Source organism: Curtobacterium sp. BRB10 (assembly GCF_031844325.1).
GTDB lineage: Bacteria > Actinomycetota > Actinomycetes > Actinomycetales > Microbacteriaceae > Curtobacterium > Curtobacterium poinsettiae_A.
The window spans coordinates 262,583-287,416 of sequence record NZ_JAUZVA010000004.1 but is presented as its reverse complement, the minus strand read 5'-3'; the positions used below and the strand labels follow the sequence as shown (position 1 = coordinate 287,416).

At 71.6% G+C, this 24,834-nt stretch carries 21 protein-coding genes and 1 pseudogene; 9 read left to right on the top strand and 13 right to left on the bottom strand.

Going from position 1 to position 24,834, the window contains the following annotated elements:
- Window positions 1-257: 257 nt before the first annotated feature.
- The 4 genes from proB to rplU form a co-directional block, all read right to left on the bottom strand.
- Entirely contained in the window at window positions 258-1,076 is an 819-nt protein-coding gene (proB, locus tag Q9R26_RS10765) for a glutamate 5-kinase (protein ID WP_259581043.1), read from the bottom strand.
- A gap of 7 nt (window positions 1,077-1,083) precedes the next feature.
- Entirely contained in the window at window positions 1,084-2,646 is a 1,563-nt protein-coding gene (gene obgE, locus Q9R26_RS10760) for a GTPase ObgE (RefSeq protein ID WP_182064819.1), read from the bottom strand.
- A 104-nt stretch (window positions 2,647-2,750) separates the two neighbouring features.
- Window positions 2,751-3,002 carry a 50S ribosomal protein L27 gene (rpmA, locus tag Q9R26_RS10755; protein ID WP_017885976.1) on the bottom strand — a complete coding sequence of 84 codons (252 nt, stop codon included), beginning with the start codon at window positions 3,000-3,002 and terminating at the stop codon, window positions 2,751-2,753.
- A gap of 12 nt (window positions 3,003-3,014) precedes the next feature.
- Window positions 3,015-3,323 carry a 50S ribosomal protein L21 gene (rplU, locus tag Q9R26_RS10750; RefSeq protein WP_027464715.1) on the bottom strand — a complete coding sequence of 103 codons (309 nt, stop codon included), beginning with the start codon at window positions 3,321-3,323 and terminating at the stop codon, window positions 3,015-3,017.
- Between the two features lie 179 nt (window positions 3,324-3,502).
- Here rplU and Q9R26_RS10745 point away from each other — a divergent pair, with 179 nt between their 5' ends.
- The gene (locus tag Q9R26_RS10745) at window positions 3,503-3,775 is read left to right on the top strand and encodes a DUF4031 domain-containing protein (RefSeq protein WP_110859229.1); all 273 of its coding nucleotides are present in this window, start codon (window positions 3,503-3,505) and stop codon (window positions 3,773-3,775) included.
- Between the two features lie 112 nt (window positions 3,776-3,887).
- On the opposite strand, the gene Q9R26_RS10740 is transcribed toward Q9R26_RS10745, so the two are convergent.
- A complete protein-coding gene (locus tag Q9R26_RS10740) occupies window positions 3,888-4,709 on the bottom strand; it encodes a hypothetical protein (protein ID WP_311227268.1) in 822 nt (273 codons plus the stop codon).
- Window position 4,710: 1 nt separating this feature from the next.
- A complete protein-coding gene (locus tag Q9R26_RS10735) occupies window positions 4,711-7,671 on the bottom strand; it encodes an Rne/Rng family ribonuclease (protein WP_311227267.1) in 2,961 nt (986 codons plus the stop codon).
- Window positions 7,672-8,018: 347 nt separating this feature from the next.
- Between Q9R26_RS10735 and Q9R26_RS10730 the strand changes: the two genes are divergently transcribed.
- Both Q9R26_RS10730 and Q9R26_RS10725 read left to right on the top strand, forming a co-directional pair.
- Complete coding sequence (locus Q9R26_RS10730; RefSeq protein WP_311227266.1) at window positions 8,019-8,621, top strand: vitamin K epoxide reductase family protein; 603 nt, start codon at window positions 8,019-8,021, stop codon at window positions 8,619-8,621.
- Window positions 8,622-8,652: 31 nt separating this feature from the next.
- Window positions 8,653-9,516, top strand: a complete 864-nt coding sequence (locus Q9R26_RS10725; protein WP_311227265.1) for a thioredoxin domain-containing protein — start codon at window positions 8,653-8,655, stop codon at window positions 9,514-9,516.
- A 70-nt stretch (window positions 9,517-9,586) separates the two neighbouring features.
- Here the strand turns inward: Q9R26_RS10725 and Q9R26_RS10720 are convergent, their stop codons facing one another.
- The 5 genes from Q9R26_RS10720 to ileS are packed head-to-tail and all read right to left on the bottom strand — an operon-like array spanning window position 9,587 to window position 16,065.
- On the bottom strand, window positions 9,587-10,435 hold the full coding sequence (locus tag Q9R26_RS10720; RefSeq protein WP_182064823.1) for a thioredoxin domain-containing protein: 849 nt from the start codon (window positions 10,433-10,435) through the stop codon (window positions 9,587-9,589).
- 14 nt (window positions 10,436-10,449) lie between these two features.
- Window positions 10,450-10,869 carry a nucleoside-diphosphate kinase gene (gene ndk / locus Q9R26_RS10715; RefSeq protein ID WP_017885984.1) on the bottom strand — a complete coding sequence of 140 codons (420 nt, stop codon included), beginning with the start codon at window positions 10,867-10,869 and terminating at the stop codon, window positions 10,450-10,452.
- A gap of 35 nt (window positions 10,870-10,904) precedes the next feature.
- Window positions 10,905-11,321: a DUF4233 domain-containing protein gene (locus tag Q9R26_RS10710; RefSeq protein ID WP_311227264.1), complete on the bottom strand. Its 417-nt coding sequence runs from the start codon at window positions 11,319-11,321 to the stop codon at window positions 10,905-10,907.
- Entirely contained in the window at window positions 11,318-12,811 is a 1,494-nt protein-coding gene (locus Q9R26_RS10705) for a folylpolyglutamate synthase/dihydrofolate synthase family protein (RefSeq protein ID WP_311227263.1), read from the bottom strand. The genes Q9R26_RS10710 and Q9R26_RS10705 overlap by 4 nt, the downstream gene beginning before the upstream one ends.
- On the bottom strand, window positions 12,808-16,065 hold the full coding sequence (gene ileS / locus Q9R26_RS10700) for an isoleucine--tRNA ligase (protein ID WP_311227262.1): 3,258 nt from the start codon (window positions 16,063-16,065) through the stop codon (window positions 12,808-12,810). Before ileS ends, Q9R26_RS10705 begins: the two co-directional genes overlap by 4 nt.
- Before the next feature lie 243 nt (window positions 16,066-16,308).
- Between ileS and Q9R26_RS10695 the strand changes: the two genes are divergently transcribed.
- Window positions 16,309-17,331 carry a cation diffusion facilitator family transporter gene (locus Q9R26_RS10695; RefSeq protein ID WP_311227261.1) on the top strand — a complete coding sequence of 341 codons (1,023 nt, stop codon included), beginning with the start codon at window positions 16,309-16,311 and terminating at the stop codon, window positions 17,329-17,331.
- 31 nt (window positions 17,332-17,362) lie between these two features.
- Here Q9R26_RS10695 and Q9R26_RS10690 read toward each other — a convergent pair whose 3' ends face one another.
- Complete coding sequence (locus Q9R26_RS10690; protein WP_182064829.1) at window positions 17,363-17,962, bottom strand: TetR family transcriptional regulator; 600 nt, start codon at window positions 17,960-17,962, stop codon at window positions 17,363-17,365.
- Window positions 17,963-17,994: 32 nt separating this feature from the next.
- On the opposite strand from Q9R26_RS10690, the gene Q9R26_RS10685 reads away from it, so the two are divergent.
- The 5 genes and pseudogenes from Q9R26_RS10685 (at window position 17,995) to Q9R26_RS10665 (ending at window position 23,083) form a co-directional block, all read left to right on the top strand.
- A complete protein-coding gene (locus Q9R26_RS10685) occupies window positions 17,995-19,614 on the top strand; it encodes an ABC transporter substrate-binding protein (RefSeq protein WP_311227260.1) in 1,620 nt (539 codons plus the stop codon).
- Between the two features lie 5 nt (window positions 19,615-19,619).
- Entirely contained in the window at window positions 19,620-20,615 is a 996-nt protein-coding gene (locus tag Q9R26_RS10680; protein ID WP_311227259.1) for an ABC transporter permease, read from the top strand.
- Window positions 20,612-21,511, top strand: a complete 900-nt coding sequence (locus Q9R26_RS10675; protein WP_110864858.1) for an ABC transporter permease — start codon at window positions 20,612-20,614, stop codon at window positions 21,509-21,511. Before Q9R26_RS10680 ends, Q9R26_RS10675 begins: the two co-directional genes overlap by 4 nt.
- Window positions 21,415-21,984, top strand: a pseudogene (locus tag Q9R26_RS10670) (ATP-binding cassette domain-containing protein); the annotation flags it as partial. The gene Q9R26_RS10675 and the pseudogene Q9R26_RS10670, both read left to right, overlap by 97 nt.
- A gap of 322 nt (window positions 21,985-22,306) precedes the next feature.
- Window positions 22,307-23,083: an ABC transporter ATP-binding protein gene (locus tag Q9R26_RS10665; RefSeq protein WP_311227258.1), complete on the top strand. Its 777-nt coding sequence runs from the start codon at window positions 22,307-22,309 to the stop codon at window positions 23,081-23,083.
- Window positions 23,084-23,231: 148 nt separating this feature from the next.
- Here Q9R26_RS10665 and proP read toward each other — a convergent pair whose 3' ends face one another.
- Window positions 23,232-24,809, bottom strand: a complete 1,578-nt coding sequence (gene proP / locus Q9R26_RS10660) for a glycine betaine/L-proline transporter ProP (protein WP_247737501.1) — start codon at window positions 24,807-24,809, stop codon at window positions 23,232-23,234.
- Window positions 24,810-24,834 lie beyond the last annotated feature (25 nt).

Below are 24,834 nucleotides of genomic sequence, written 5' to 3'. Positions count from 1 at the left end.
GCACCGACGGTTCCCGACCACACGACCGCGTCCCGACGGGGAGTCGTGACCGCCTGGAGGCCCGGCACCGGTCCCCGGGACCCGCACCGGTCCTCCAGGCGGTCGCGTCCACCCCGCCGGCCGGTCACGACACGTCGTCCTGCGCCACGCGAGCGGTCGCAGACCGTCGCTCCGCGACGCCCGTGCCGACGGTCGCCGACCACTCGGCGCCGTCCCGACGGGGAGTCCTGATCGCTGCGGGCGTGGTCCGGGCTGCGTCAGCGACGCGGTGCGGCGTGGAACCAGGTGCCGAGGTGTTCGCCCGCCAGCGCGCGGTCGACCAGCGCCGTGTCGGTCACGAGCACCGCGGTGCCCGCCTCGGCCGCGAGCCGCGCGGCGGCGACCTTGGTCCCCGCTCCCCCGGTGCCGACGCCGGCGGTACCGATCGAGCCGAACGTGACCCCGGCCAACTCGTCGCCGAACGGCACCTCGTCGATGCGGGTCGCGCCGGGCTGCTCCGGGGGTGCCGTGTAGAGCGCCTCGACGTCGGAGAGCAGCACCAGGGCATCGGCCTCGAGCAACCGGGCCACCAGGGCCGCGAGCCGGTCGTTGTCGCCGAAACGGATCTCGTGCGTGGCGACCGTGTCGTTCTCGTTCACGATCGGGAGCACGCGCAGGGCGAGCAACCGGTCGATGGCGCGCTGGGCGTTCACCCGGTGCGTGGGGTTCTGCAGGTCGCCGGCGGTGAGCAGGATCTGCGCCGCGACGACACCGTGCCGGTCGAGTTCCTTCTGGTAGCGGAACATCAGGACGTTCTGCCCGGTCGCAGCCGCCGCCTGCTGCGTGGCGAGGTCGTCCGGCCGGCCCTCGAGCCCGAGGAACGGGAACCCGGTCGCGATCGCACCGGACGACACGAGCACGACCTCGGTCCCGCGGCCGTAGGCAGCGGCCAGGGCGTCCACCAGGGGGCCGATCTGGCCGGCGGCGTCACCGCTGACCGAGGACGAGCCGACCTTGACCACGATCCGCCGCGCACGCGGGATGTCCTCGCGCCGGGTGACGGGTCCGAGGTCGGTGCGGGCGGTCGTGTCGGTCATGCCGCGGTCAGTCCTTCTGGTCGCTGGTCTCGACTTGGTCGCTCGTGCCGAGCTGGTCGCTGGTCACCACGTCGTCGTCCACCCAGAGCCCGGAGACGCGCTCCTGCTCGAGCTCGGCACGAGCGGCCGCCTTGGCGTCCATCCGCTCGAAGTACTCCTCGCGCCGCTCGTTGCGGGTCGGGCGCGAGGTCGCACCGATACGGGCGTCGGTCCCACGGGCGCTCGTGATGAGCTCCGCGGTCGACGTGAGCGTGGGCTCCCAGTCGAACACCATGCCGCCGTCGCCACCGATGACGACGGTCGAGCCGGCGACGGCTCCGGCCTTGAACAGGCCGTCCTCGACGCCGAGCTTCGCGAGCCGGTCGGCCAGGTAGCCGATCGCCTCTTCGTTGGTGAAGTCGGTCTGCTGGACCCAGCGCTCCGGCTTGGCGCCGCGGACGCGGTAGAAGCGGTGCTCCTCGCCGCCCTCGGCGCGCACGGTGAACGGCTTCTCGTTGACCGATCGGGGGCGGAGCACGATGCGCTCCGGCACGGGCTCGGCCGCACGGGCGGCGCGGGCCTGCTCGACGATGTCGGCCAGGGCGAACGTCAGCTCACGGAGCCCCTTGCGGGACGCCGTGGAGATCGGGAAGACGCGGTAGCCGCGGCCCTCGAGCTCCGCGGTGACGAACTCGGCGAGCTCCTGCGCCTCGGGCACGTCGATCTTGTTCAGGGCGATGAGCTGCGGGCGCTCGAGCAGCGGCACCTGGCCCTCGGGGACCGGGTAGCGCTCGAGTTCGCCGAGGATCACGTCGAGGTCGCTGATCGGGTCGCGGCCCGGATCGAGCGTGGCGCAGTCGATGACGTGCAGCAGCGCTTCGCACCGCTCGACGTGGCGCAGGAACTCGAGGCCCAGACCCTTGCCCTCGGACGCACCCTCGATCAGACCGGGGACGTCGGCGACGGTGAACCGGGTGTCACCGGACTCGACCACGCCGAGGTTCGGGGTGAGGGTCGTGAACGGGTAGTCCGCGATCTTCGGCTTCGCGGCGGAGACGGCCGCGATCAGCGAGGACTTGCCGGCGCTCGGGAACCCGACGAGGGCCACGTCGGCGATGGTCTTCAGCTCGAGGCTGATGTCCCCCGCCCAGCCCTCGGTGCCGAGCAGCGCGAAGCCGGGGGCCTTGCGCTTCGTGGTCGAGAGCGCCGCGTTGCCGAGGCCGCCCTGTCCACCGGGGGCCACGACGACGCGCATGCCGGGCTCGGTGAGGTCGGCGATGACCTCGCCAGACTCGTCGTACACCACGGTGCCGACGGGCATCGGGAGCTCGAGGACCTCGCCGCTGACACCGCTGCGGTGGTCACCCATGCCGGGCTGCCCGTTCTTCGACGAGCGGTGCGGGGAACGGTGGTAGCCGAGGAGTGTCGTCACCTGCGGGTCGGCCACGAGCACGATGTCGCCGCCGTCACCGCCGTTGCCGCCGTCGGGCCCGGCGAGGGGCTTGAACTTCTCACGGCGGACCGACACGCAGCCGTTGCCGCCGTGCCCCGCGCTGAGGTGCAGGGTCACGCGGTCGACGAAGGTCGCCATGGGTCCACTCCAGGTGTTTCGTTGTGCCGACGGGATCGTCGGCGGGAAAAGCGAAGGAGGGGCGGGCACTCGGCCCGCCCCTCCAGCTGCAGTCGTTCGAACGACTACGCGTTGACGATGTTGATGACCTTGCGGCCACCCTTGGTGCCGAACTCGACCGAACCGGACGAGAGGGCGAACAGCGTGTCGTCGCCACCGCGGCCGACGTTGGCGCCCGGGTGGAAGTGCGTGCCGCGCTGGCGGACGATGATCTCGCCGGCGTTGACGACCTCGCCACCGAAGCGCTTCACGCCGAGGCGCTGTGCGTTCGAGTCACGACCGTTGCGAGTGGAACTCGCACCCTTCTTGTGTGCCATGAGTTGACTCCCTTACGCGATCTTGGTGATCTTGACGCGGGTCAGCTCAGCGCGGAAACCCTGGCGCTTCTTGTACCCGGTCTTGTTCTTGAACTTCTGGATGATGACCTTGGGACCACGGAGGTCGTCGAGCACCTCGGCGGTGACGGTCACGTTCGCGAGCTCGGAAGCCGCCGACGTGATCTTGTCACCGTCCACGAGGAGCACGGGGGCGAGGTCGATGTTGCCCTTGTCGTCCGCCTTGGCACGGTCGATGGTCAGGATGGTGCCGACCTCGACCTTCTCCTGACGGCCGCCGGCGCGCACTACTGCGTAAACCACGTGGAAATCCTTACGTAACTCTGCTTGAGGGAAGTCTCGGGTGCCCACTTCTGCACGAGCGGCTCCCGGAAGGCCGGGCCCGATCGGCGACGCAGGCAGAACGGCCCGCTGACACCAGGGACCGAGAATACTCGATCACCCTGGGTCCGGTCAAACGGCGACACCCGTACCATTGCACGGTGACCGTGTTGATCGACCCACCGACGTGGCCCGCCCACGACACACTGTGGTCGCACCTCGTCAGTGATGAATCCTACGCGGAACTCCACGCGTTCGCCGCGCGGGCCGGTGTGCCGCGGCGTGCGTTCGACCACGACCACTACGACGTCCCGCTCGCGCGGTACGACGAACTCGTGGCCGCCGGTGCCTCGGCCGTGACCGGTCGCGAGCTCGTGCTGCGGTTGATCCGCAGTGGGCTGCGCGTGGCGCAGCGCGACAAGCGCGGCCTCTGAGCGCGCGTCCGCACGGCCGGGAGGCCCGGTGCGGGTCCGCCCCGCCCGGCGCCTCGCACGGTGCGCGGCGGGCACGCAGGGCTGCGCGCACGGTGGGCCGACGGGGGCGGGCTCAGCGGGGCGCTGGACCACCCCAGGGGTTCGCCGGTGGCTGCTGCGGTGCCTGCGGCTGGATCGTCGACGGCGGGACCGCGTCGGCGGGTCGGACGGTACCCGGCATCCCCGGGGTCGTCGACGTGCCTCGTCCGCGGCGCGGTCGACCGAGCCAGAGCCATGCGGCCGTGGCGGTCGCCAGGAGCATCACGGTGAACGGCAGGCCGTTCTGCAGCGGTCGCGTGAGCACGTCGATGACGAGCTGGGAACCGCCGGCGGTGGCCGCTCCGAACGAGCCGGTGAAGACCCCGACGAGCATCAGGGCGACCGTGCCCGCGGCGCCGGCGAGGACGACCCGGAGCAGGAGCCTCGGCAGCGGGCTGCGGCGGTCGATCGGCGTCAGGAACGCCAGGGCCAGGAACGCGCCCACGTAGTACGGGAACGGCGCCACGAAGACCCCGGTCGTGAAGCTGCCGAGCAGGCTCGTGCCGGCGCCGTAGTGCCGGAACGGACTGACCACGAGCGAGGTGCCGAGCAACCCGAAGAGCCCGGACACGAACTCGACGAGCACCAGGGCCACCACGGCGATGAGCGCACCGGCCGTGTTCGACACCGAGGCGCCGGGCGCGAAGGCCCCACGCGGGTCGGCGGCAGCGCGGGGCGGCCGCGGCGGGGCGTACGGCGCGCCGGCACCGGGCTGACGCCCGTACTGCGGCACACCGCCCTGCTGCGGCGGCACCGGCCCGCCGGGCTGCTGGGCACCCGGGCCGGGCGGTGCGGGCTGGGACCAGCCCGCACCGTAGTACCCACGCTGCTGCTGCGGGTCGCCCGGGTTCGTCACGTCAGTTCCCCAGGATCACTGCGCCGTCAGAGCCGTCGGCGGCGTCGGTCGACTCCTCCGTCGGCGTGGCGGGAGCGCTGATGCTCGGCGACGAGACCCGGCGGGAGCGCGAGCGCCCCTGTCCGGGCTGCTTCGGCTCCGGGAGCGCCTGGAGCACCGAGTCGAGCAGGGACTCGGCGTCCGGGGCGACCGCGCGGGGCTCGCGCTGGGGCGCCGCGGCGATCGGGATGTCCAGGATCGCCACGGTGTTGTCGGTCGGCGTCACGGTGGCGCTCGAGCTCACGCGACGGCGGGCCGGGGCCTTCGCCTTCGGTGCGGCCGCGGGCTCGGTGACGGCCGGAGCAGCACCCTCCGGCGCGCGCACCTCGGGCTCGACGGTCACGGCGGGCTCGGCGGTGACCGGCGACTCCGGCGCATCGGACTGCTCGGCGGCAGGTGCCTGCGCCGCATCGGTGGCTCGGGCGTCGGCAGCGGCCTGCTGGTCGCCGCTCTGCTGGTCTCCGCTCTGCTGGTCGGCCCCGCGGCCGCCACGGCCACGGCGACGGCGCTTCGAACCGGTCGGCTGCTCGCCACCCGTACCGTCCGTTCCGGTCGACGCGTCGGACGACGACGGTGCCGTGGCCTCCGTCGCGGTCGTCGCGGCGGCTGCCGCCTCCTGCTCGTCGTGCGACAGGGTCGAGGCGGCGATCCGCGACAGCGCGTTCTTCACGTCGTCGGTGATCTGGTGCGCCTGGCTGGTCGCGCCGTTCGACGACCCCGACGACCCCGAGTTGCCGTTGCCGTTGCCGTTGCCGCCGGACCGGCCGTTCTCGTTGCCGTTCCCGCCACGGCCCTTGCGACGACCCTTGCTCGGGCCCGGGTCGGCGTTGTTGTCGTTGATCTTGGCGTTGACCTCGTCGAGGGACTCGCGCAGACCGACACCGATCTTCTTGCGGGTCATCTGCACGAGGCCGAGCGAGGTGATCTCGGCGACCTGGTGCTTCGTGCGGTCACGGCTCAGGCACTCCACCAGACGGCGGAGCACGAGGTCGCGGTTCTCCTCGAGCACCATGTCGATGAAGTCGACGACGATGATGCCGCCGATGTCCCGCAGGCGGAGCTGCCGGACGATCTCCTCGGCGGCCTCGAGGTTGTTCTTCGTGACCGTCTCCTCGAGGTTGCCGCCGGAGCCGACGAACTTGCCCGTGTTGACGTCGACGACCGTCATGGCCTCGGTCCGGTCGATGACGAGCGAACCACCGGAGGGCAGCCAGACCTTGCGGTCGAGCGCCTTGTCGATCTGCTCGTTGAGGCGGAACTCCTCGAAGGAGTCGGGGCCCTCGTACCGGACGACGCGGTCCTTGAGGTCCGGGGCGACAGCCGACAGGTACTCGTCGATGGTGCCGCCGGCGGCCTCGCCGTCGATGATCAGCTTCGTGAAGTCCTCGTTGAAGACGTCGCGGACGATCTTGATGAGCAGGTCGGGCTCGGAGTGCAGCATCACCGGGGCGTGACCACCGGCGACCTTCTTCTGGATGGCCTCCCACTGGCTGGTCAGGCGCTGCACGTCGCGGGTGAGCTGCTCCTCGGTCGCGCCCTCGGCAGCCGTGCGCACGATGACGCCCGCGTGCTCCGGCAGGACCTCCTTCAGGATCTTCTTCAGTCGGGCGCGCTCGGTGTCCGGCAGCTTGCGCGAGATCCCGTTCATCGAGCCGTTCGGCACGTAGACCAGGTAGCGGCCCGGCAGGGAGATCTGGCTGGTGAGGCGGGCGCCCTTGTGGCCGACCGGGTCCTTCGTGACCTGCACGAGGACCTTGTCGCCCGGCTTGAGCGCTGCTTCGATGCGGCGACCGTGGTTGCCGGTCTCGACGGAGTTCCAGTCGACCTCGCCGGCGTAGAGCACGGCGTTCCGGCCACGACCGATGTCGACGAACGCGGCCTCCATCGAGGGCAGGACGTTCTGCACCTTGCCGAGGTAGACGTTGCCGATGAGCGACACGTTCTCGGACTTGGTGATGTAGTGCTCGGCGAGGATGCCGTCCTCGAGCACGCCGATCTCGATCGTCGACGAGCTGGAGCGGACGATCATCTGGCGGTCGACGCTCTCGCGGCGGGCGAGGAACTCGTCCTCGCTGACGACCTGGCGGCGGCGTCCGGCGTCGCGGCCGTCACGACGGCGCTGCTTCTTCGCCTCGAGCCGGGTCGAGCCCTTGATGCGCTGCGGCTCGGTGATGAGCTCCGGCTCGCGGCGGCGCGGCTCCTGGTGGTCGCGCGGCTCGCGGGCCTCGCGGTCGGCGCTCGAACCACGGCGACGCGAGCGACGGCGTGAGCCGCCCTGGTCGTCGCGGTCGTCGCGATCGAAACGGTCCTCGCGGTCGTAGCGGTCGTCCTCGTCACGCTCACGGTCACGGTCGAACCGGGGCGCGCGCTGCGGCAGCTCCGGCAGCACCGGCGCGTGGAAGATCAGGCTGAGCGTGCTCGTGGCCTTCGGCACGAACGGCTCGTCGGCGGGCGCGGCGTCGTCGCTCGCCTCGGCCGTCGGTGCGGCGTCGGCCGGACGGGAGGCGCGGTCCGCGTCCGCCCCGTCGGTCGCGGCGGCCGCCTGGTCGCCCGTCACGACCGGCAGGTCACCGGTCAGCGTGCTCACGTCGTGCGGCTCGGCACCGCTGTCGGCGACGGCCTCGACCGCGACGGAGACCGCCCCGGTGTCGGTCGACTCGACGGGGGACGCCGGCGAGGCCGGGGAGTCGGGCGAGTCCGGCGATCCGGGAGAGTCCGGCGAACCGGCCGACGCGACGCTGGCCGCGGGACGGGCGTCAGCGCCGCCCGTCAGCGCGAGGGTCTCGTCGGCGTGGGGTGCCTGCTCGGCGCCCCCACGGGCCTCCTGGCCGGACGACCGGGCGCGGCGACCGCCGAACAGGCGGCTCCGGCGCTTCGGCGCGTTCTCGTCGTTGGTCGTGTTGTCGTTGTTCTGCTCCACCATGGACTGGTGCACTCCTCGGCCCCACTCGCACCCTTTCGGGTGGCGGGAATTCTGTGTCGTGGCGGGCGGCGTCGACGCCCCCGCGCTCGCTGTCTCGTGATCGGTCCGCGTCAACTTCTCGTTGCGTCCGCGCCCGTTCCGGTCCGGGCACCCGGCCCGGTCCGGCTCGGCGTCGGAGTGACGCTGCCCGACCACAGTGCGCTCTCACCGCACCGGATCGTCCGGGTTCGGCCCGGTGGGGCGTCACTCGGAAAGCTCTCTTCGGTGTGCGGTTGGCCGCACCACCTCCAGGCATTATCGCATGCCGCACCCGGAAAGCACCGGAACCCGCATGCGATGATGACCGCGTGACCGCGTCCGCACCTGCCCCCCGTCGTCCGATCGCGATGGCGGTCTTCCTGCTCGTCACCGGGATCGTCGGCCTGTTCGGCTCGTTCCGGCTCGTCCTCGACGAGTTCACGAAGTACGAGAACCCGAAGGCCGTCCTCAGCTGTGACGTGAACCCGTTCATCAACTGCTCCGACGTGATGGCCAGCTGGCAGGGGCACCTGTTCGGCTTCCCGAACCCGCTGCTCGGCGTCATGGGGTTCGTCGCCCCGATCGCCGTCGCGGTGCTGCTGCTCGCCGGGTTCCGGAACGGTTCGCGCTGGTTCTGGATCGCGTTCAACGCCGGGGTCTTCCTGGCGTGGGTGTTCGTGACCTGGCTGTTCACGCAGACCGTCTTCGTCATCGGCGCCCTGTGCCCGTGGTGCATGCTCGTGTGGTCGATGACCATCCCGATGTTCTGGGTGTTCACGATCTGGAACATGGCGCAGGGTCGCTTCGGCGCCGGGGTGCAGCGCGTCGGGCGATCGCTCCTGCCCTTCAGCTGGGCGTTCGCCCTGGCGAACTACCTGGTCATCATCGTCACGATCATCATCAAGTTCCCCGCGGTCCTCACCAGCTTCTGAGCCGTCCCCGCTGCCCCTACGCTCGGGATCGATGAGCGAGATCGAGAGCAGCAGCGCGCGCCGGCTGGCCGCGCGGGAACGCGCGCGAGCGGCACGGGCGGCGGAGCAGTCGCGCCGACGCCGCCGTCGCACACTCGGCATCAGCGGGATCATCGTCGGCGGCCTCGCGGTGGTCGCGGTGGTCGTCCTGGTGATCGCGAACTCCGTGCAGCCCGCCGGGCCGGGTCCGCGGAACGCGGCGAGCGACGGCGTCCTGCTCACCGGGGTGCACGGCAGGATCGTGCCCGTCGAGACGAGGGCGGTGCCCGACGGCGGGACGCCGACGCCCACCGAGCAGGACGGCTCGAAGACCGCGATCACGATCTACGCGGACTACATGTGCCCGTACTGCAACCAGTTCGAGACGGCCCAGATGCCCCGGATCCGGCAGTGGGTCGAGGACGGCACCGCGACCCTCGAGCTGCACCCGCTCGGGCTGCTCGACCGCGTGTCGCTCGGATCGCGGTACTCGACCCGCTCCGCCGCGGCTGCCGCGTGCGTCGCGGACCACGACCCGGATGCGTTCCTGGCGTTCAACACCTCGCTCTACGAACACCAGCCGTCGGAGAGCACGCGCGGACTCACGAACGACGAGCTGGCGTCCCTCGCGCGCGAAGCCGGAGCGACGGACCCGGCCGTGACACCGTGCATCACCGGGCAGGACTTCGCCGGGTGGGTCGCCGACGCCACGAACCGGGCGATGAACGACCCGGTGCCGAACTCGTCGCTCGACGGGATCACGAGCACGCCGACCATCATCGTCGACGGCGAGCAGTACAACGCGGACGGCGCGGCGTCCCTCGCCGACGTCGACGCGTTCGCGGCGTTCGTCCGGGAGCACAGCCGGGCGTCCTAGCCTTCTCCGCTCACGACGAACGGCCCCCGCTCCCGGATGGGAGCGAGGGCCGTCGGTCGTTCGGAGAGTGCTACTTCGCCGCGGCGTCGATCGCGGTGATGACGGTGCTCAGGTCGTCCAGGCGCTTGCCGTCGACGACGATCGTCGGCGTGCCGAAGCCCTGCGCGCCCGCGAGCGCCTCGTTCGTGGTGACGGCCTGCGTGGACTTCGTCACCCAGCCCTTGAACTGCTCGGTGGACAGGCACTCGGACAGGTCCGAACCAGTCGCGCCGCCTGCCTTGACGAGCTTCGCGATCTCGGAGTTGGTCAGGCCCTTCGTGCCCTCGGCCGGCTGGTTCTCGAAGAACTGCGTCTGCACGTCGAGGAACTTGTCCGGTGCGTAGTTCGCCACGCACATGGCGGCGTTCGCGGCGCGGCTGGCGTAGCGGGAGCCCGCGTAGCTGCGGTCGAGGATCGACACCGGCTGGATCGCCAGGGTCGCGTCGCCCGACTTCACCTTGTCGAGGATCTGGTCGGAGTAGGCCGCCTCGAACTGCTTGCAGACCGGGCAGGCCCAGTCGACGTACTCGGTGACCGTCACGGCGCCGTCGCTGTTCGCCGTCGGGACCGGCGAGGCCGAGCCCGTCGCGGAGACGGCCGGCGTCGTCACCGGGGTGACCTCGCCGTCCTGGCCGGTGAACTGGATCGCACCGGTGGCCATGTTCTTCGGCCCCGCTGCGGACACCACGGGCGCGTTGTTCACGTTCACCACGACGATCGCGATGATCGCGGCGATCGCCACGATGCCCAGGCCGATGCCGCCCTGCAGGAACCACTTGTTGCGGCGCTTGCGGCGCTTCTCGGCGTCGGCGCGCTGCCGTGCGACCTCTCGGGCGTGCTGACGACGCTCGTTCTTGGTGGGTCGGTCGTTGTTCGTCACGTCGTCCCCGTCGTTCAGGCGAACCAGAGCGCGAGCTCGCGCGCGGCCGACTCGGGGCTGTCCGAACCGTGGACCAGGTTCTGCTGCACCTTGAGGCCCCAGTCGCGACCGAGGTCACCACGGATGGTGCCGGGTGCGGCCGAGGTCGGGTCGGTGGTGCCGGCGAGCGAGCGGAAGCCCGCGATCGCACCGTTGCCGGCGACGCGCACGGCGACGACGGGACCGGACTGCATGAACTCGACGAGCGGCTCGAAGAACGGCTTGCCCTGGTGCTCCTCGTAGTGCGCGTCGAGCAGGTCACGCGGCGCGGTGAGCATCTTCAGGTCGACGAGCTCGTAGCCCTTCGCCTCGATCCGGCGGAGGATCTCACCGGTCAGCTGGCGGGCGACGCCGTCGGGCTTGACGAGGACGAGGGTCTCTTCGAAGTCGGACACGCAGTACTCCCTGTGTTCGGGGTCGAATGTGGTGGTCAGTCCTCGCCCATGGCCGCTCGGCGCGCGGCGTTCTGACGGTCCAGTTGACCGCCCTTGACGAAGCAGAAGACCCACAGCGCCAGGAACACCACGGCGACCGCGAACATGAACGGTTCGATGAACCCGGTGGCGAGGATGGCCGCCTGCAGCAGCCACCCGAACCATACACCGGCTCGGTTGCCCGTCAGACGTGAGGCAGCTGCGAGGACGATGATCGCGCCGATGCCGCCGCCGAAGGCCGCGGCGGGCGGCAGCGTGCCCTTGCCGAAGACGACGAGCATGGGGAAGAAGAACATGATCGCCTCGAGCACGAGCGTGATCGACAGCAGGCTCTCCTGCGCCCCGCGTTCGCGGCGCGGCTTGCGGGTGCGCGGTGCGCGGCCCGGCCGGGAGGCTCCCCCTGCGTCCGTCACTTCGCCTCGCCTTCGCGGTGCACGAGGTCCATGACCGCGCCCACCATCACGATGGAGCCCGCGACCAGCACCAGGGCGTCCTCGGCGTCCGCCTCGTCGGCCAGGCTGCGCGCTTCCTGCAGTGCGGACGCCAGGGAGGGCTCGACGACGACGCGGTCCTCGCCGACCTCGTCGACGACGACCCGGGCGAACTCGTCCGCGTCGAGCGCACGCTCCCCCGGCGGCTGCGTCACGACGAACGTGGCGACGGTGTCCTTGAGCGCGCGGACGAACCCTCGTGCGTCCTTGTCACCGAGGATCCCGACGACGCCGACGACGTGCTCGGACGGGAACGCGACCGGCAGCGCCTCGGCCAGGGCCTTCGCCCCGTGCGGGTTGTGCGCGGCGTCGACGACGACGGTCGGGTCGGTCGCGATGGGCTGCAGACGGCCGGGGCTGGTCGTGCCGGCGATGCCCTCGGACAGGACGTCCTCGTCGAGGGCCTGGGCCCCGCGGCCGAGGAACGACTCGACCGCCGCGATCGCCACGGCGGCGTTGTCGGCCTGGTGCCGGCCGAACAGCGGCAGGAACAGGTCGTCGTAGCGGCCGGCGATGCCCTGCACGGTGACGAGCTGTCCGCCCACGGCCGGGGTGACGTCGACGACGCTGAAGCCCGCGCCCTCGACGGCCAGGGTGGACTCGGTGAGCTCGGCGGCACGCTCCAGTTCGGCGAGGGCCTCGGGGACCTGGCGGCTCGACACCACGGCGGACGACGGCTTGACGATGCCCGACTTGGTGCGGGCGATCTCGGCCACCGTGGCACCGAGCTGCTTCGCGTGGTCGATGGCGATCGGCGTGAACACCGACACCTGGCTCTGCACGACGTTGGTGGAGTCCCACTCGCCGCCCATGCCGACCTCGATCACGGCGACGTCCACCGGCGCCTCGGCGAAGCACGCCAGGGCGAGCACCGTGAGCGCCTCGAAGAAGGTCAGCGGCAGTTCGCCCTTGTCGGCGAGCTCACGGTCGGTGATCTCGAGCACCGGGGCGATGTCGTCCCAGTTCTCGACGAACCGGTCCGCCGCGATCGGCTGGCCGTCGACCACGATGCGCTCCCGGATCGACACCAGGTGCGGGCTCGTCATCAGCCCGGTGCGCAGACCGTGGGCCCGGACGATGCTCTCGATGGTGCGCGCGGTCGACGTCTTGCCGTTCGTCCCCGTGATGTGGATCACCGGGTACGCCAGGTGCGGGTCGCCGAGCAGCTCGACGGCACGGCGGGTGGCGGTCAGTCGGCGCTCCGGGGCCTGTTCGCCGATGCGGGCGTACAGGGCGGCCTCGACGCGGCGGACCTCGTCGTCGTCGCCACCGTAGGGCACGGCGTCGGTCGGAGCGTCGCCGGAGGGGCCGACCGGGATCCGGATGCCGTCCTCGTCGCGTCCATCGAACTCGTCGTGTCCGACGAACTCCTCGTTCGCCTCGTGGTCGTCGTACTGGCCGTCGTCACTCATGCGCGTGCTACCTCCACGGATACCTTCGCACCGTCACCGACGTCGGTGGTGGTGTCGTCCGCCCCGAGGGGCACGATCTCGACGCTCGTCGCCAGGGTCTCCCCGGCGATGAGTTCCTGGTGCGCGCGGACCGCGCCGTCGGCCGTGTCGTCCACCCGGAGGGTCAGGGCGATGCGGTCGCTGACGTCGAGGTCGGCGTCGCGGCGCGCCTGCTGGACGGCGCGGACGACGTCACGGGCGAGCCCCTCGGCCTCGAGCTCGGGCGTCGTCACGGTGTCGAGCACCACGAAACCGCCCTCGTCGAGGAACGCCACGGCCACCGAGGCGTCGGCCACGGTGAGGTCGAGCGAGTACTCGCCCTCGATCAGGTCGACGCCACCGACGGTCACGCCGGACTCGGTCGCGGTCCAGTCGCCCTTCTTGGCGGCCGGGATCACCTGCTGCACCTGCTTGCCGATGCGGGGGCCGGCGACGCGGGCGTTCACGGTGAGCTTCCGCTCGATGCCGTACTGCGCCAGCGATTCCTCGGCCTGGGCCTCGAGCACCACGCGCTTGACGTTGAGCTCGTCGCGCAGGATGTCGGCGAACGGTTCGACCGCGGCCGGGTCCGGTACCACCAGGGTCAGCGTGGCGAGGGGCAGGCGGACGCGCTTGCCGGTGGCCTTGCGGAGCGCCAGCCCCTTCGAGGCGACGTCGCGCACCCGATCCATCGCGTCGACGAGGGCGTCGTCGGCGGGGAACTCGTCGGGGTCCGGGAAGTCCGTCAGGTGGACGCTGCGCCCGCCGGTCAGGCCCTTCCAGATCTCCTCGGTGACGAGCGGCGCGAGCGGGGCAGCCACACGGGTCAGGGTCTCGAGCACGGTGTACAGCGTGTCGAACGCCGCACGGGTCTCGGCTCCCGCGTCCGCGTCGGCCCCGGTCCAGAACTTGTCACGCGAGCGGCGGACGTACCAGTTCGTGAGCACGTCGGCGAAGTCGCGGACGGCCTGGGCCGCGAGCGGGGTGTCGAGCGCGTCGAGGTGCGTCCGGACGTCGGTGACGAGGACCCGGGTCTTCGCGAGCAGGTACCGGTCGAGCACGTCGGTCGAGTCGGTCCGGCGCTGGGCCCGGTACCCGTCGGGACCCGAGGCGTTCGCGTACAGGGTGAAGAAGTAGTACGTCGACCACAGTGGCAGCATGAACTCGCGGACGCCCTGGCGGATGCCCTCTTCGGTGACGACGAGGTTGCCGCCGCGGATCACCGACGACGACATCAGGAACCAGCGCATGGCGTCGGCACCGTCGCGGTCGAAGACCTCGGAGACGTCCGGGTAGTTCCGGAGCGACTTCGACATCTTCTGGCCGTCCGAGCCGAGGACGATGCCGTGGCTGATGACGTTCTGGAACGCCGGCCGGTCGAACAGCGCGGTGGAGAGCACGTGCATGACGTAGAACCAGCCGCGTGTCTGCCCGATGTACTCGACGATGAAGTCGGCCGGGCTGTGCGACTCGAACCACTCGCGGTTCTCGAACGGGTAGTGCACCTGGGCGTAGGGCATCGAGCCGGAGTCGAACCACACGTCGAACACGTCGGTGATCCGGCGCATCGTCGACCCGCCCGTGGGATCGTCGGGGTTCGGCCGCGTCAGGTCGTCGATGAACGGCCGGTGCAGGTCCACTTCGCCCTCGGCGTTCACCGGCAGGCGACCGAAGTCGCGCTCGATGTCGGCGAGCGAGCCGTACACGTCGGTGCGCGGGTACTCGGGGTCGTCGGACTGCCACACCGGTATCGGCGTGCCGAAGTAGCGGTTGCGCGAGACCGACCAGTCGATGGCGTTGCCGACCCACTTGCCGAACTGGCCGTCCTTGACGTTGTCCGGCACCCAGTTGATGTCCTGGTTGAGCTGGCCCATGCGGTCGCGGAGCTCGGTGACCCGGACGAACCACGACGACACGGCCTTGTAGATGAGGGGCTTCCGGCACCGCCAGCAGTGCGGGTAGCTGTGCTCGTAGGACGCCTGGCGGAGCAGCCGCCCGGCGTCGCGGACAGCCTTGGTCAGCGGCTTGTTCGCGTCCGACCAGAGCATGCCGGCGACCTCGCCGAACTGCGACGTGAAGACGCCACCCTCGTCGAGGGACAGCACGACGGGGATGCCGGCTGCGGCGCAGACCTCCTGGTCGTCGGCACCGTAGGCCGGAGCCTGGTGCACGACGCCGGTGCCCTCACCGGTCTCGACGTACTCGGCGACCAGGACGCGCCACGCGTTCTCGTAGCCTTCCTGGTCGGCCAGGAAGTCGAACAGGCGCTCGTACTCGACGCCGTCGAGCTCGGCGCCCGTGAGCGTGCGCGCGACGGCGGCGAGCGCCTCGTCACCCGAGGCGTAGCCGAGCTCCTTCGCGTGCGCGGCCACGGTGTCGGACGCGAGGAGGTACGAGGCGGAACCCGCTTCGCCACCGTCGGCCGCGCCTCCAGGCCCTGCCGGGACGACCGCGTACGCGATGTCCGGGCCGACCGCGAGGGCGGCGTTCGTCGGGAGGGTCCAGGGGGTCGTCGTCCAGGCGAGCGCACGCACACCGGTCAGGTCGAGCGCGGAAGCGCGGTCGCCGTGCAGCGGGAACGAGACGGTGACCGACTGGTCCTGGCGCATCTTGTAGACGTCGTCGTCCATGCGGAGCTCGTGGTTGGACAGCGGCGTCTGGTCGTTCCAGCAGTACGGCAGGACCCGGAAGCCCTCGTACGCCAGGCCCTTGTCCCAGAGCTGCTTCCACGCCCAGAGCACGCTCTCCATGAAGGTGACGTCGAGGGTCTTGTAGTCGTCCTCGAAGTCGACCCAGCGCGCCTGACGGGTGACGTACTCCTGCCACTCGTCGGTGTACTGCAGCACGGACTTCTTCGCAGCGGCGTTGAAGACGTCGATGCCCATGGCGTCGATCTCGTGCTTCTCGGTGATGCCGAGCTGGCGCATCGCCTCGAGCTCGGCGGGCAGGCCGTGGGTGTCCCAGCCGAAGCGGCGGTGCACCTGCTTGCCGCGCATGGTCTGGTAGCGCGGGAAGACGTCCTTGGCGTACCCGGTCAGCAGGTGCCCGTAGTGCGGCAGGCCGTTGGCGAAGGGCGGGCCGTCGTAGAAGGTCCACTCCGGGCAGCCCTGCCGCGCGTCGATCGACGCCTGGAACGTGTCGTCGCGCTTCCAGAAGGCGAGGATGCCCCGCTCGACGGCGGGGAAGCTCGGCGAGGGGACGACGCCGTCGGCATCGGCGTTCAACGGGTACGGCACCGGGACTCCTTGTGGGTTCGCTCGATCTCCACGAGGACGAAAGCAGGTTCCGCGGTACCACCTCGTTTGCCGCCCAACGTGCGCTGTGCGACCACTCTGTGTCGGGGTGGTGACGGTCCCGAACCCGCCCGGTTCTACTGACGGAGGCGCTGGTGCGCTCCGCGTTCTTCCGGAAGCTCCCCGGTGATGGCCGGATCGATGCTCTTGGAACACGACTTTACCGGACGGGAGCATGCTTGAGCGATGCCCGCAGAAGAACGCCCCGAGTCACTCGTCACCGTCCTGATCGCGTTCGGGGCGAACCTGCTCGTCGCGATCGCGAAGACCGTCGCCTCGCTCGTCTCGGGTTCGGCGTCGATGGTGGCCGAGGCGGCGCACTCCTGGGCGGACACCGGCAACGAGGTGTTCCTGCTCGTCGCCGAACGACGGGGCGGCAAGGAGCGGGACACCGCGCACCCGCTCGGGTACGGGCGCGAGACCTACATCTGGTCGATGTTCGCCGCGTTCGGCCTGTTCACGGCCGGCGCCATCGTGTCGATCTCCCACGGCATCTCGGAGTTCGGGGACACCGGGCCGGCCGAGGACGTCGTGCTCAACTACGTCGTGCTCGGGGTCGCGTTCCTGCTCGAGGGCACGAGCTTCCTGCAGGCGTACCGGCAGGCACACGGTGCCGCGACGAAGCGCAAGGTCCCGGTGCTGCGGCACGTGCTGCAGTCGTCGAACCCGACGCTCCGTGCGGTGTTCGCCGAGGACGCGGCGGCGCTGATCGGCCTGGTCGTGGCGTTCCTCGGGGTGTTCCTGCACCAGGTCACCGGGCTGGCGGTGTTCGACGCGCTCGGCTCCATCGCGATCGGCGTGCTGCTCGGGGTCGTCGCGATCGTCCTGATCAACCGCAACCGCCGGTTCCTGCTCGGCGAGAGCACGTCCCCCGAGCTCGAGAACGCGGTGCTCGTCGAGCTGCTCGGCCGGTCGCAGGTCGAGCGGGTCACCTACCTGCACCTGGAGTTCGTGGGGCCGTCGCGGGTGTACCTGGTCGCTGCCGTCGACCTGACGGGCAACGAGACCGAGGAGCACGTGGCGGTGCGGTTGCGTGACGTGGAGAAGTCGCTCGAGGACAGTCCGTACATCGAGGAGGCCGTGCTCACCCTGAGCTACCCGGGCGACGAGTCCCTGGTGCCGACCGACGGCGACGTGCCCGAGGTCGTGCGGGACGGCACCGTGGAGGACGTGGCGTCCGGCGGTGCGGGGACCCTGCGCACGGAGTGAGGGTGCGGGGATCCCGCGCACCGCGTGAGCGTCAGCGGGCGTCGAGGCCCGCGACCACCGGGGCGAGCGCCGCCGCGACGTACTCGACGAGCGCACGCCGGCCGACGCCGTCGGTGACCCACACCCCGAACGCCGCGGCGGCGGCCCCGAGCATCGCGCCGGACACCGTCTGCGGCCAGAGCGCGCGCGGCTGGTCCCCCGTGCGACCCGCGACGAAGGCGGCGACGGCCTCGTGCTGTGCCGTCACCCGGACGGCGACACCGGCCACCAGCTCGGGTCCGATGCCCATCACCTCGGCCTGCGCGACGGCCCACGGCACCCGCTCGGGGTCGTGCGCACGAGCGGCGGCGAGGAGCGCCTGCTCGACCGCCCGGACTGCGCTCGGCTCGGTCGACGCGGCGAGGTACCCGGGCAGCCCGGCGACGGCGGCGTCGAGTTCGAGCCACATCACGTCGGCCTTCGCCGGGAAGTAGTTGAAGAACGTCGCGCGGCTGACCCCGGCGCGGGCAGCGATCTGGTCGACCGTGGTGCGTCCGTACCCCTGCTCGAGGAAGAGCTCGGCGGCGGCGTCCGCGAGGACCTCGGCGCTCGAGCGTCGGGGTCTGCCACCGCGGCGGATCGGTTCGTCCATGGGCCCCAGTTAACCGCTAGACTCGTTCCGCCATGATCTTGGACTCAGTACAGAAAACCCTCGCCGCAGCCGCGGGCGCCTCGGCGGTCCTGCTCGTCCTGGCGGCCTGCAGCGGACCGGGCACGAGCACCGGGAGCAGCACCCCGGTCGCGGGCGGCACGCTCACCTACGCCTCCGGCGACGCCGAACCGACCTGCCTCGACCCGCACGTCGGCGGCAACTACCCGCAGGCGCTCCTGGCGACGCAGTACATCGAGGAGCTCGTCGGCCTCGAGGACGGCAAGCCCACGCCGGAACTCGCGACGAAGTGGACCACGAGCGACGACGGGAAGACCCTGACGTTCACGCTGCGTGACGACGTCTCCTTCACCGACGGCACGCCGTTCGACGCCGCCGCGGTCGTGGCCAACGTCGAACACGTGCAGGACCCGGCCACCGCCTCGAGCACCGGCTACCTGGCGCTGCAGTCCATCACGAAGGCGACCGCCACCGACGAGCACACCGTCACGCTGACGCTGAGCCGGCCGGACAGCGCGCTGCTCGAGTCCTTCTCGCAGCCCTGGGTGGGCATGGAGTCCCCGAAGGCGCTGGAGCGGAAGCAGGCGACGAACTGCGAGTCCCCCGTCGGCACCGGCCCCTTCGAGGTCACCGGCTGGAAGCACGGCGACCGCGTCACCCTGACGAAGAACACCGACTACTGGGGCGCGACGAAGCCGCGCCTGTCCGGCATCACGTGGCGGTTCCTGCCGGACTCGACCTCGCGCTACGCCGCGCTGCAGTCGGGCCAGGTCGACGTGATCGACAACGCCCAGCCCGACCAGCTGAAGGCCGCGTCGGCGAAGGGCGCCATCCGCGACCTCGACGCCCCGCGTCCCGGCGCCTCGAACCGGCTCGAGCTGAACTCCGGGCACGGGGTGTTCCGCGACGAAGCGGTGCGCCAGGCCTTCATCGCCGGTGCCGAGATCGATCCCGGCCTGCAGTCGCTCTTCCTGGGTACCGCGGAGCGCTCGTACTCGGTGCTCTCGAGCGCCGAGCCGCTCGCGTACTCCGAGAAGAGCCGGTTCGACTACTCCCCCACCAAGGCGAAGCAGCTCCTCGACGACGCCGGGTGGAAGGTCGGGTCCGACGGCATCCGCGAGAAGGACGGCCAGCAGCTCACCGTGACGTTCCCCGTCTCGACGAACCAGTCGGTGCCGGCCGAGCGCAGCCTGTTCCAGCAGATCCAGGCGTCCGAGAAGGCGGTCGGGTTCAAGGTCGTGCTCGACGAACTCGACCTGTCCAGCTGGTACGCCGCCCTCGCAGCGAACGACTACGACGTCGTCAGCGCCCCGTACACGAAGGTCGGCCCCGACGTCCTGCGGATCCTGTACGACAGCGCGAGCATCGAACCGGCACCGTCCGGCTACTTCGCGAACCTGGCCCAGCTCGACGACCCCGCCGTCGACCGGCTGCTCGAGCAGGCCGCCCGCACCTCGGACGCCGACGAGCGCGCCGACCTGTACGAGCAGGCGCAGCAGGCGATCCTGGCGAGCGACACGGTGCTCCCCCTGTACGACCAGCAGAACCACTTCCTGGTGCGCTCGGCCGTGCACGGCATCCGGACGACCCCGGTCTCGACGCCCTGCTTCGGCACCGCCTGGATCGACCGCTGACCCGGATGCGATGGGTCTGGTGGGCCGTCCGGCGGCTCGCCGGAGGGATCGGCGTGCTCTGGGCCGTCGCGACGATCGTCTTCGTCGCGATCCGGCTCATCCCCGGTGACCCGGCGCTCGCGATCCTCGGCGGACCGGGGTCGCAGGCCTCGGCCGAGGCCGTCGCCCAGGTGCGGCACGAGTACGGCCTCGACCAGCCCGTCCTGGTGCAGTACGCGGTGTTCCTCGGACGGCTGGCGACCGGACAGCTCGGCGACTCGTTCGCGTTCCGCACCCCGGTCGCGACGCTCCTCGCCCAACAGCTTCCCGTCACCCTGACGCTCGCGGTCGCCGGCCTCGTCGTCGCCTGGGTGCTGGCGATCATCGCCGCGTGGGCCTCGACGCAGCGCGGCCGGATCGCCGCCGGGCTCACCGGCGCACTGAGCGTCACCGCGAGCGTGATGCCGCACTTCTGGCTCGGCAGCGTGCTCATCGTCGTGTTCGCCACGTCCCTGGGGTGGGTGCCGGCGGTCAGTGACGGCACCGCGCGCGGCTGGGTGCTGCCGGTGCTGACCGTGGCCGTACCGGTCGCCGGGTACCTGGCTGAGACCGTGCGCGACGGCGTGGTCGACGCGCAGCGCTCCGCCTTCGCCCTCGCCGCCCGGGGCCGGGGCGAGACCCGCCTCGGACTGTTCGGACGGCACCTGCTCCGGCACGCCGCCCTGCCCGGGATCGCGCTGTCCGCGTGGGCATTCGGGTCGCTCGTCTCCGGGGCCGTGGTCGTCGAGTCCGTGTTCGCCCTGCCCGGCATCGGCCGCGCCCTGGTGACCGCCGTCACCCAACGGGACATGCCGCTCGTCGCCGGCATCGCGATGGTGTCGGCGGCCGCGTACGTCGTCGTGCTGGCCGTGGCCGACCTCGTCGAGCGGGTCGTCGACCCGCGCAGCACCGCCCGGAACGCGACCTCCCGCCCTGGCGGTGCGCGACGCCGTGGAACCGGCCGTCCGGCGGGCGCGCGGTGAGCGGGATCGCCGACCCGGGCCTCCAGACCGGAGCACCCGGCCACCAGACCGCCGCCGGCACCGAGCGCGTCCGTGGGGGGACGCTCGGCGCCGGCGGCATCGCCGCGGGGGTGGTCGTCCTGGTCGCCGTCGTGGCGGCGGCCTGGCCCGCCCTGCTCGGCGGCGGTGACCCGCTCGCGGTGCACCCCGCGGATGCCCTGGCCGCACCGAGCGGCGCGCACCCGTTCGGCACCGACGAGTCCGGCCGCGACGTCCTGGCACGGGTGGTCGCGGGCACCCGCGCATCGCTCGTCGTCGGCGTCGCCGCGACCCTGATCGGCGGCGGCGTGGGCGTCCTGCTCGGCGTCGTCGCCGGGCTCGGAGCCGGGGCCGGGCGGCTCGGACGCCTGCTCGACGCCGTCATCGGCCGCGTCACCGAGGTCGCGTTCGCCCTGCCGCTGCTGCTCGTCGCCCTGGTCGTCATCGCCGTGACCGGCCCGGGTCCGGTGCCGGCGGTGCTCGCGGTCGGGTTCGCGACCGCTCCCGGGTACGCCCGGATCGTGCGCGGCCTGGTCCGAGCCGCCCGGAGCTCGCAGGTGGTCGAGACGGCGGTGCTGCTCGGCCGCTCACCCGTCCGCACCGTGGTCCGGCACGTGCTGCCGACGGCGCTCTGGCCCGTCGTCGCCGTCGCCACGCTCGGGGTCGGGCAGGCGGTCGTGTGGGCCTCGGCGCTGAGCTACCTCGGCGTCGGCACGCCCCCGCCCGCACCGGAGTGGGGCGCGATGCTCGCTGACGGCCGCACCTACCTGCAGACCGCACCGTGGATGAGCACCTTCCCCGGGCTCGCGATCGTGGTGCTCGCGACCGCCGTCACCGTGCTCGGCCGAGCGATCCGACGGACCGGGGCCGCGCGGTGAGCGGCGTCCTCGACGTCCGCGGGCTCACCGTCACCATCGGCGGCACCCCGATCGTGCACGGTGTCGACCTGCGCGTCGACGCCGGCGAGTGCGTCGCCCTGGTGGGGGCGTCCGGCTCCGGCAAGACCGTCACCGCCCGCGCCGTGCTCGGCCTGTCCGCGCCCGGCGCCGCCGTGCACGCCGACGTGTTCTCGGTCGACGGCGTCGACGTCGGTGGGTACACGGACCGGCGGTGGCGACGGCTGCGGGGCTCGCGGGTCGGCTACGTCGGCCAGGAGGCCCTGGGCGCGTTGGACCCGCTGCGCCCCGTCGGGCGCGAGGTCGCCGACAGCCTCCGCCTGCACACCGAGATGCGTGCGGCCGAGCGCGTGGACGCCGTGCGCGATGCCCTGGCCGCGGTGGGCCTCGACCCGGACATCGCGAACGACGGCCGGCTCGCCGGGACCCTGTCGGGCGGGATGCGACAGCGGGCCCTCATCGCCGCGGCCACCGTCGGGTCCCCCGCGCTGCTCGTCGCCGACGAACCGACGACGGCGCTCGACGCCGGGGTCGCGGTCACCGTGATGGAACAGCTGCGAGCGGCGCAGACGCGGGGCGCCGGGCTGCTCGTCATCACGCACGACCTGGGGCTCGTCGCAGGGTGGGCCGACCGGGTCGCCGTCGTGCACGAGGGCCGGATCGTCGAGCAGGGTGCGGTCGCCGAGGTCTTCACGGCGCCCGTGCACCCCGCGACCCGGGCGCTGGTGCGCGCGGCCGGTGCTGCCGCGGTGCCCGGGGCCGTTCGGTGCGAGGGGGGTGCTCGCGGCGCAGGGGCTCTCGCGGGAGTACGACGGGATGCTCGCGGTCGACGACGTGTCGTTCGCGCTCGAGCGCGGCCGGGTGCTCGGGGTGATCGGTGCCTCGGGCTCGGGCAAGACGACGCTCGCGCGGATGCTCCTCGGGCTCGAGACACCCGACGCCGGCACGGTCACGCTCGACGACGAACCCTGGGTCCCGCTGCCCGAGCGCGAGCGACGCCCCCGACGGCACCGGGTCACGGCCGTCGTGCAGGACCCCGGGGCGACGTTCGACGAACGGTGGAACGTGGAGCGGGTCCTCGCCGACGCGTTCTCGCGCGGTGACGAACGGCGGGCACGCGGTGCGCTCGGCGAACGGGTCGACGCGGCACTGCGGCGGGTCGACCTCGACCCTGTGCTGCGGTCCCGCTCCCCCCACACCCTGTCCGGCGGGCAACGACAGCGGCTCGCGATCGCCCGTGCGCTGGCGACCGACCCCGAGGTGATCGTGCTCGACGAGCCGGTGACCGCCCTCGACGCCACGGTGCAGGACGCCGTGCTGCGGCTGCTCGAACGGCTCCGTGACGAGACCGGGGTGGCGATGGTGTTCGTGTCGCACGACCTGCGAGCGGTCCGTCGGATGGCCGACGACGTGCTCGTCGTGCACCAGGGAGCCGTCGTCGAGCACGGCCCTGCCGCCGAGGTCTTCGCGCGCCCGGCGCACCCGGTGACCGCGCGGCTGCTGCACGCCGCGGAGCGGCTGGCGGCGGGCCCCGCCGCCGACCTCGTGGGCTGAGCGACAGTCCACGCTCACGCGCGCCCGTGGACTGTCGCTGTGCGCGTGACGTCAACGACGACCCCGGAACGGCCAGGAGGCCCGGCGCGCGTCCGTGACGGACGTGCACCGGGCCTCCTGGCCGGGTTGCCGCGAGGCGGCCCCGTGGTCACGAGCCGGCGGGTTCCTTCTTCTCGCCGCCCGACGCTGCGTCGGCCGAGATGATCGGGATCTCGCTCGTCGAGAACTCCTTCGCCCAGTCGGACTGCGCGAGCTCCGACGTCGGGTCGTTGTAGTCCTCGATGACGCCCGCGACCTCGTCCTCGGAGCCGACCGTCGGGCCGGACCCCATGAGCGGGCTGGCGGCGGTCTCCTTGGTGAAGTACACCGCGACCAGGCCGATCACGGCTGCGAGCATCAGGTAGAACGCGGGGATGTCCTCGGCCCAGCCGTACCCGGCGTCCTTCGCGGCGTTGATGAGCGCCGAGGTCGCGAGCGGGGTGGTCCCGCCGAAGAGCGACACCGACACGTTGAACGCGATCGCCAGGGCGCCGTAGCGGATGATCGTCGGGAACAGCGCGGGGAGCGTCGACGGCATGGTCGAGGTGAACGTGACCAGCACGACGCCGAGGATCAGCAGGCCGGCGAAGACGCCGACCCCGGTGCCGGTCTGGACCAGCTTGAGGGCCGGCCAGGACAGCAGGATGAAGCCGATGCAGCCGGCGGCGAGCACCGGGCGGCGCCCGAACTTGTCGGACAGGCGGCCGCCGAAGGTGATGACGACCATCATGAGCAGCATCACGATGACGATGAGGATCAGGCCGAACGTGGCGTTCTGGCCGAGGTTCTGCTCGAGGTAGGTCGGCATGTACGACAGCAGCATGTAGTCGGTCACGTTGAAGACCAGCACCAGGCCGATGCAGATGATGAGCGAGCGCCAGTTCTCGGCGAAGAGCTTGAGGAACGGGGTCTTCTGGCCCTCGCGCTCGGCTGCCTGCTCCTGCTGCTTCTGGAACGCCGGGGTCTCCTCGAGCTTCAGCCGCAGGTAGAGGCCGATCAGGCCGAGGGGGCCCGCGATGATGAACGGGATGCGCCAGCCCCAGCTGAGCAGGGCGTCCTCGGACAGGCCGAACTGCAGGCCGGTGACGATCGAGGCGCCGAGCACGTACCCGGCGAGGGTGCCGAACTCGAGCCACGAGCCCATGAAGCCACGGCGCTTGTCGGGCGAGTACTCGGCGATGAAGGTCGCGGCGCCGCCGTACTCACCACCGGTCGAGAAGCCCTGCACGAAGCGGGCGACCAGCAGCAGGACCGGTGCCCAGAAGCCGATCGTGTCGTACGACGGGATCAGGCCGATCATGAGCGTGCCCGCGGCCATCAGGATCATCGTCAGCGCGAGGACCTTCTGTCGGCCGATCTTGTCGCCGATCGGCCCGAACACGGCTCCGCCGATCGGACGCACGATGAACGCGGCGGCGAAGAAGCCGAACGTGGCGACGATGTTCGCGGCCGGGTCGCCCTGCGGCAGGAACACCTGCGAGATGGTGACGGTCAGGTACGCGAAGATGCCGAAGTCGAACCACTCCATGGCGTTGCCGAGCGCGGCAGCCGCGACGGCACGCTTGAGCAGCGACTCCTCGACGACGGTGACGTCGTCCTTCGTGAGATCGCGACGAGCGCGCTTCGCAGCGCCCTTCGTGCGCAACGGCCGATCGCCGTGCGGGTGGGGTGCGTCGTTCGGTGCCAAGTCGTTCCTCCGGGGTGCGGTGCTT

Excerpts from the sequence above, each read along its gene's own strand:
- proB (WP_259581043.1), bottom strand. The coding sequence starts at position 1,076 with ATGACCGACACGACCGCCCGCACCGACCTCGGACCCGTCACCCGGCGC.
- obgE (WP_182064819.1), bottom strand. The coding sequence starts at position 2,646 with ATGGCGACCTTCGTCGACCGCGTGACCCTGCACCTCAGCGCGGGGCAC.
- rpmA (WP_017885976.1), bottom strand. The coding sequence starts at position 3,002 with ATGGCACACAAGAAGGGTGCGAGTTCCACTCGCAACGGTCGTGACTCG.
- Q9R26_RS10735 (WP_311227267.1), bottom strand. The coding sequence starts at position 7,671 with ATGGTGGAGCAGAACAACGACAACACGACCAACGACGAGAACGCGCCG.
- Q9R26_RS10725 (WP_311227265.1), top strand. The coding sequence starts at position 8,653 with ATGAGCGAGATCGAGAGCAGCAGCGCGCGCCGGCTGGCCGCGCGGGAA.
- Q9R26_RS10705 (WP_311227263.1), bottom strand. The coding sequence starts at position 12,811 with ATGAGTGACGACGGCCAGTACGACGACCACGAGGCGAACGAGGAGTTC.
- Q9R26_RS10695 (WP_311227261.1), top strand. The coding sequence starts at position 16,309 with ATGCCCGCAGAAGAACGCCCCGAGTCACTCGTCACCGTCCTGATCGCG.
- Q9R26_RS10690 (WP_182064829.1), bottom strand. The coding sequence starts at position 17,962 with ATGGACGAACCGATCCGCCGCGGTGGCAGACCCCGACGCTCGAGCGCC.
- Q9R26_RS10685 (WP_311227260.1), top strand. The coding sequence starts at position 17,995 with ATGATCTTGGACTCAGTACAGAAAACCCTCGCCGCAGCCGCGGGCGCC.
- Q9R26_RS10680 (WP_311227259.1), top strand. The coding sequence starts at position 19,620 with ATGCGATGGGTCTGGTGGGCCGTCCGGCGGCTCGCCGGAGGGATCGGC.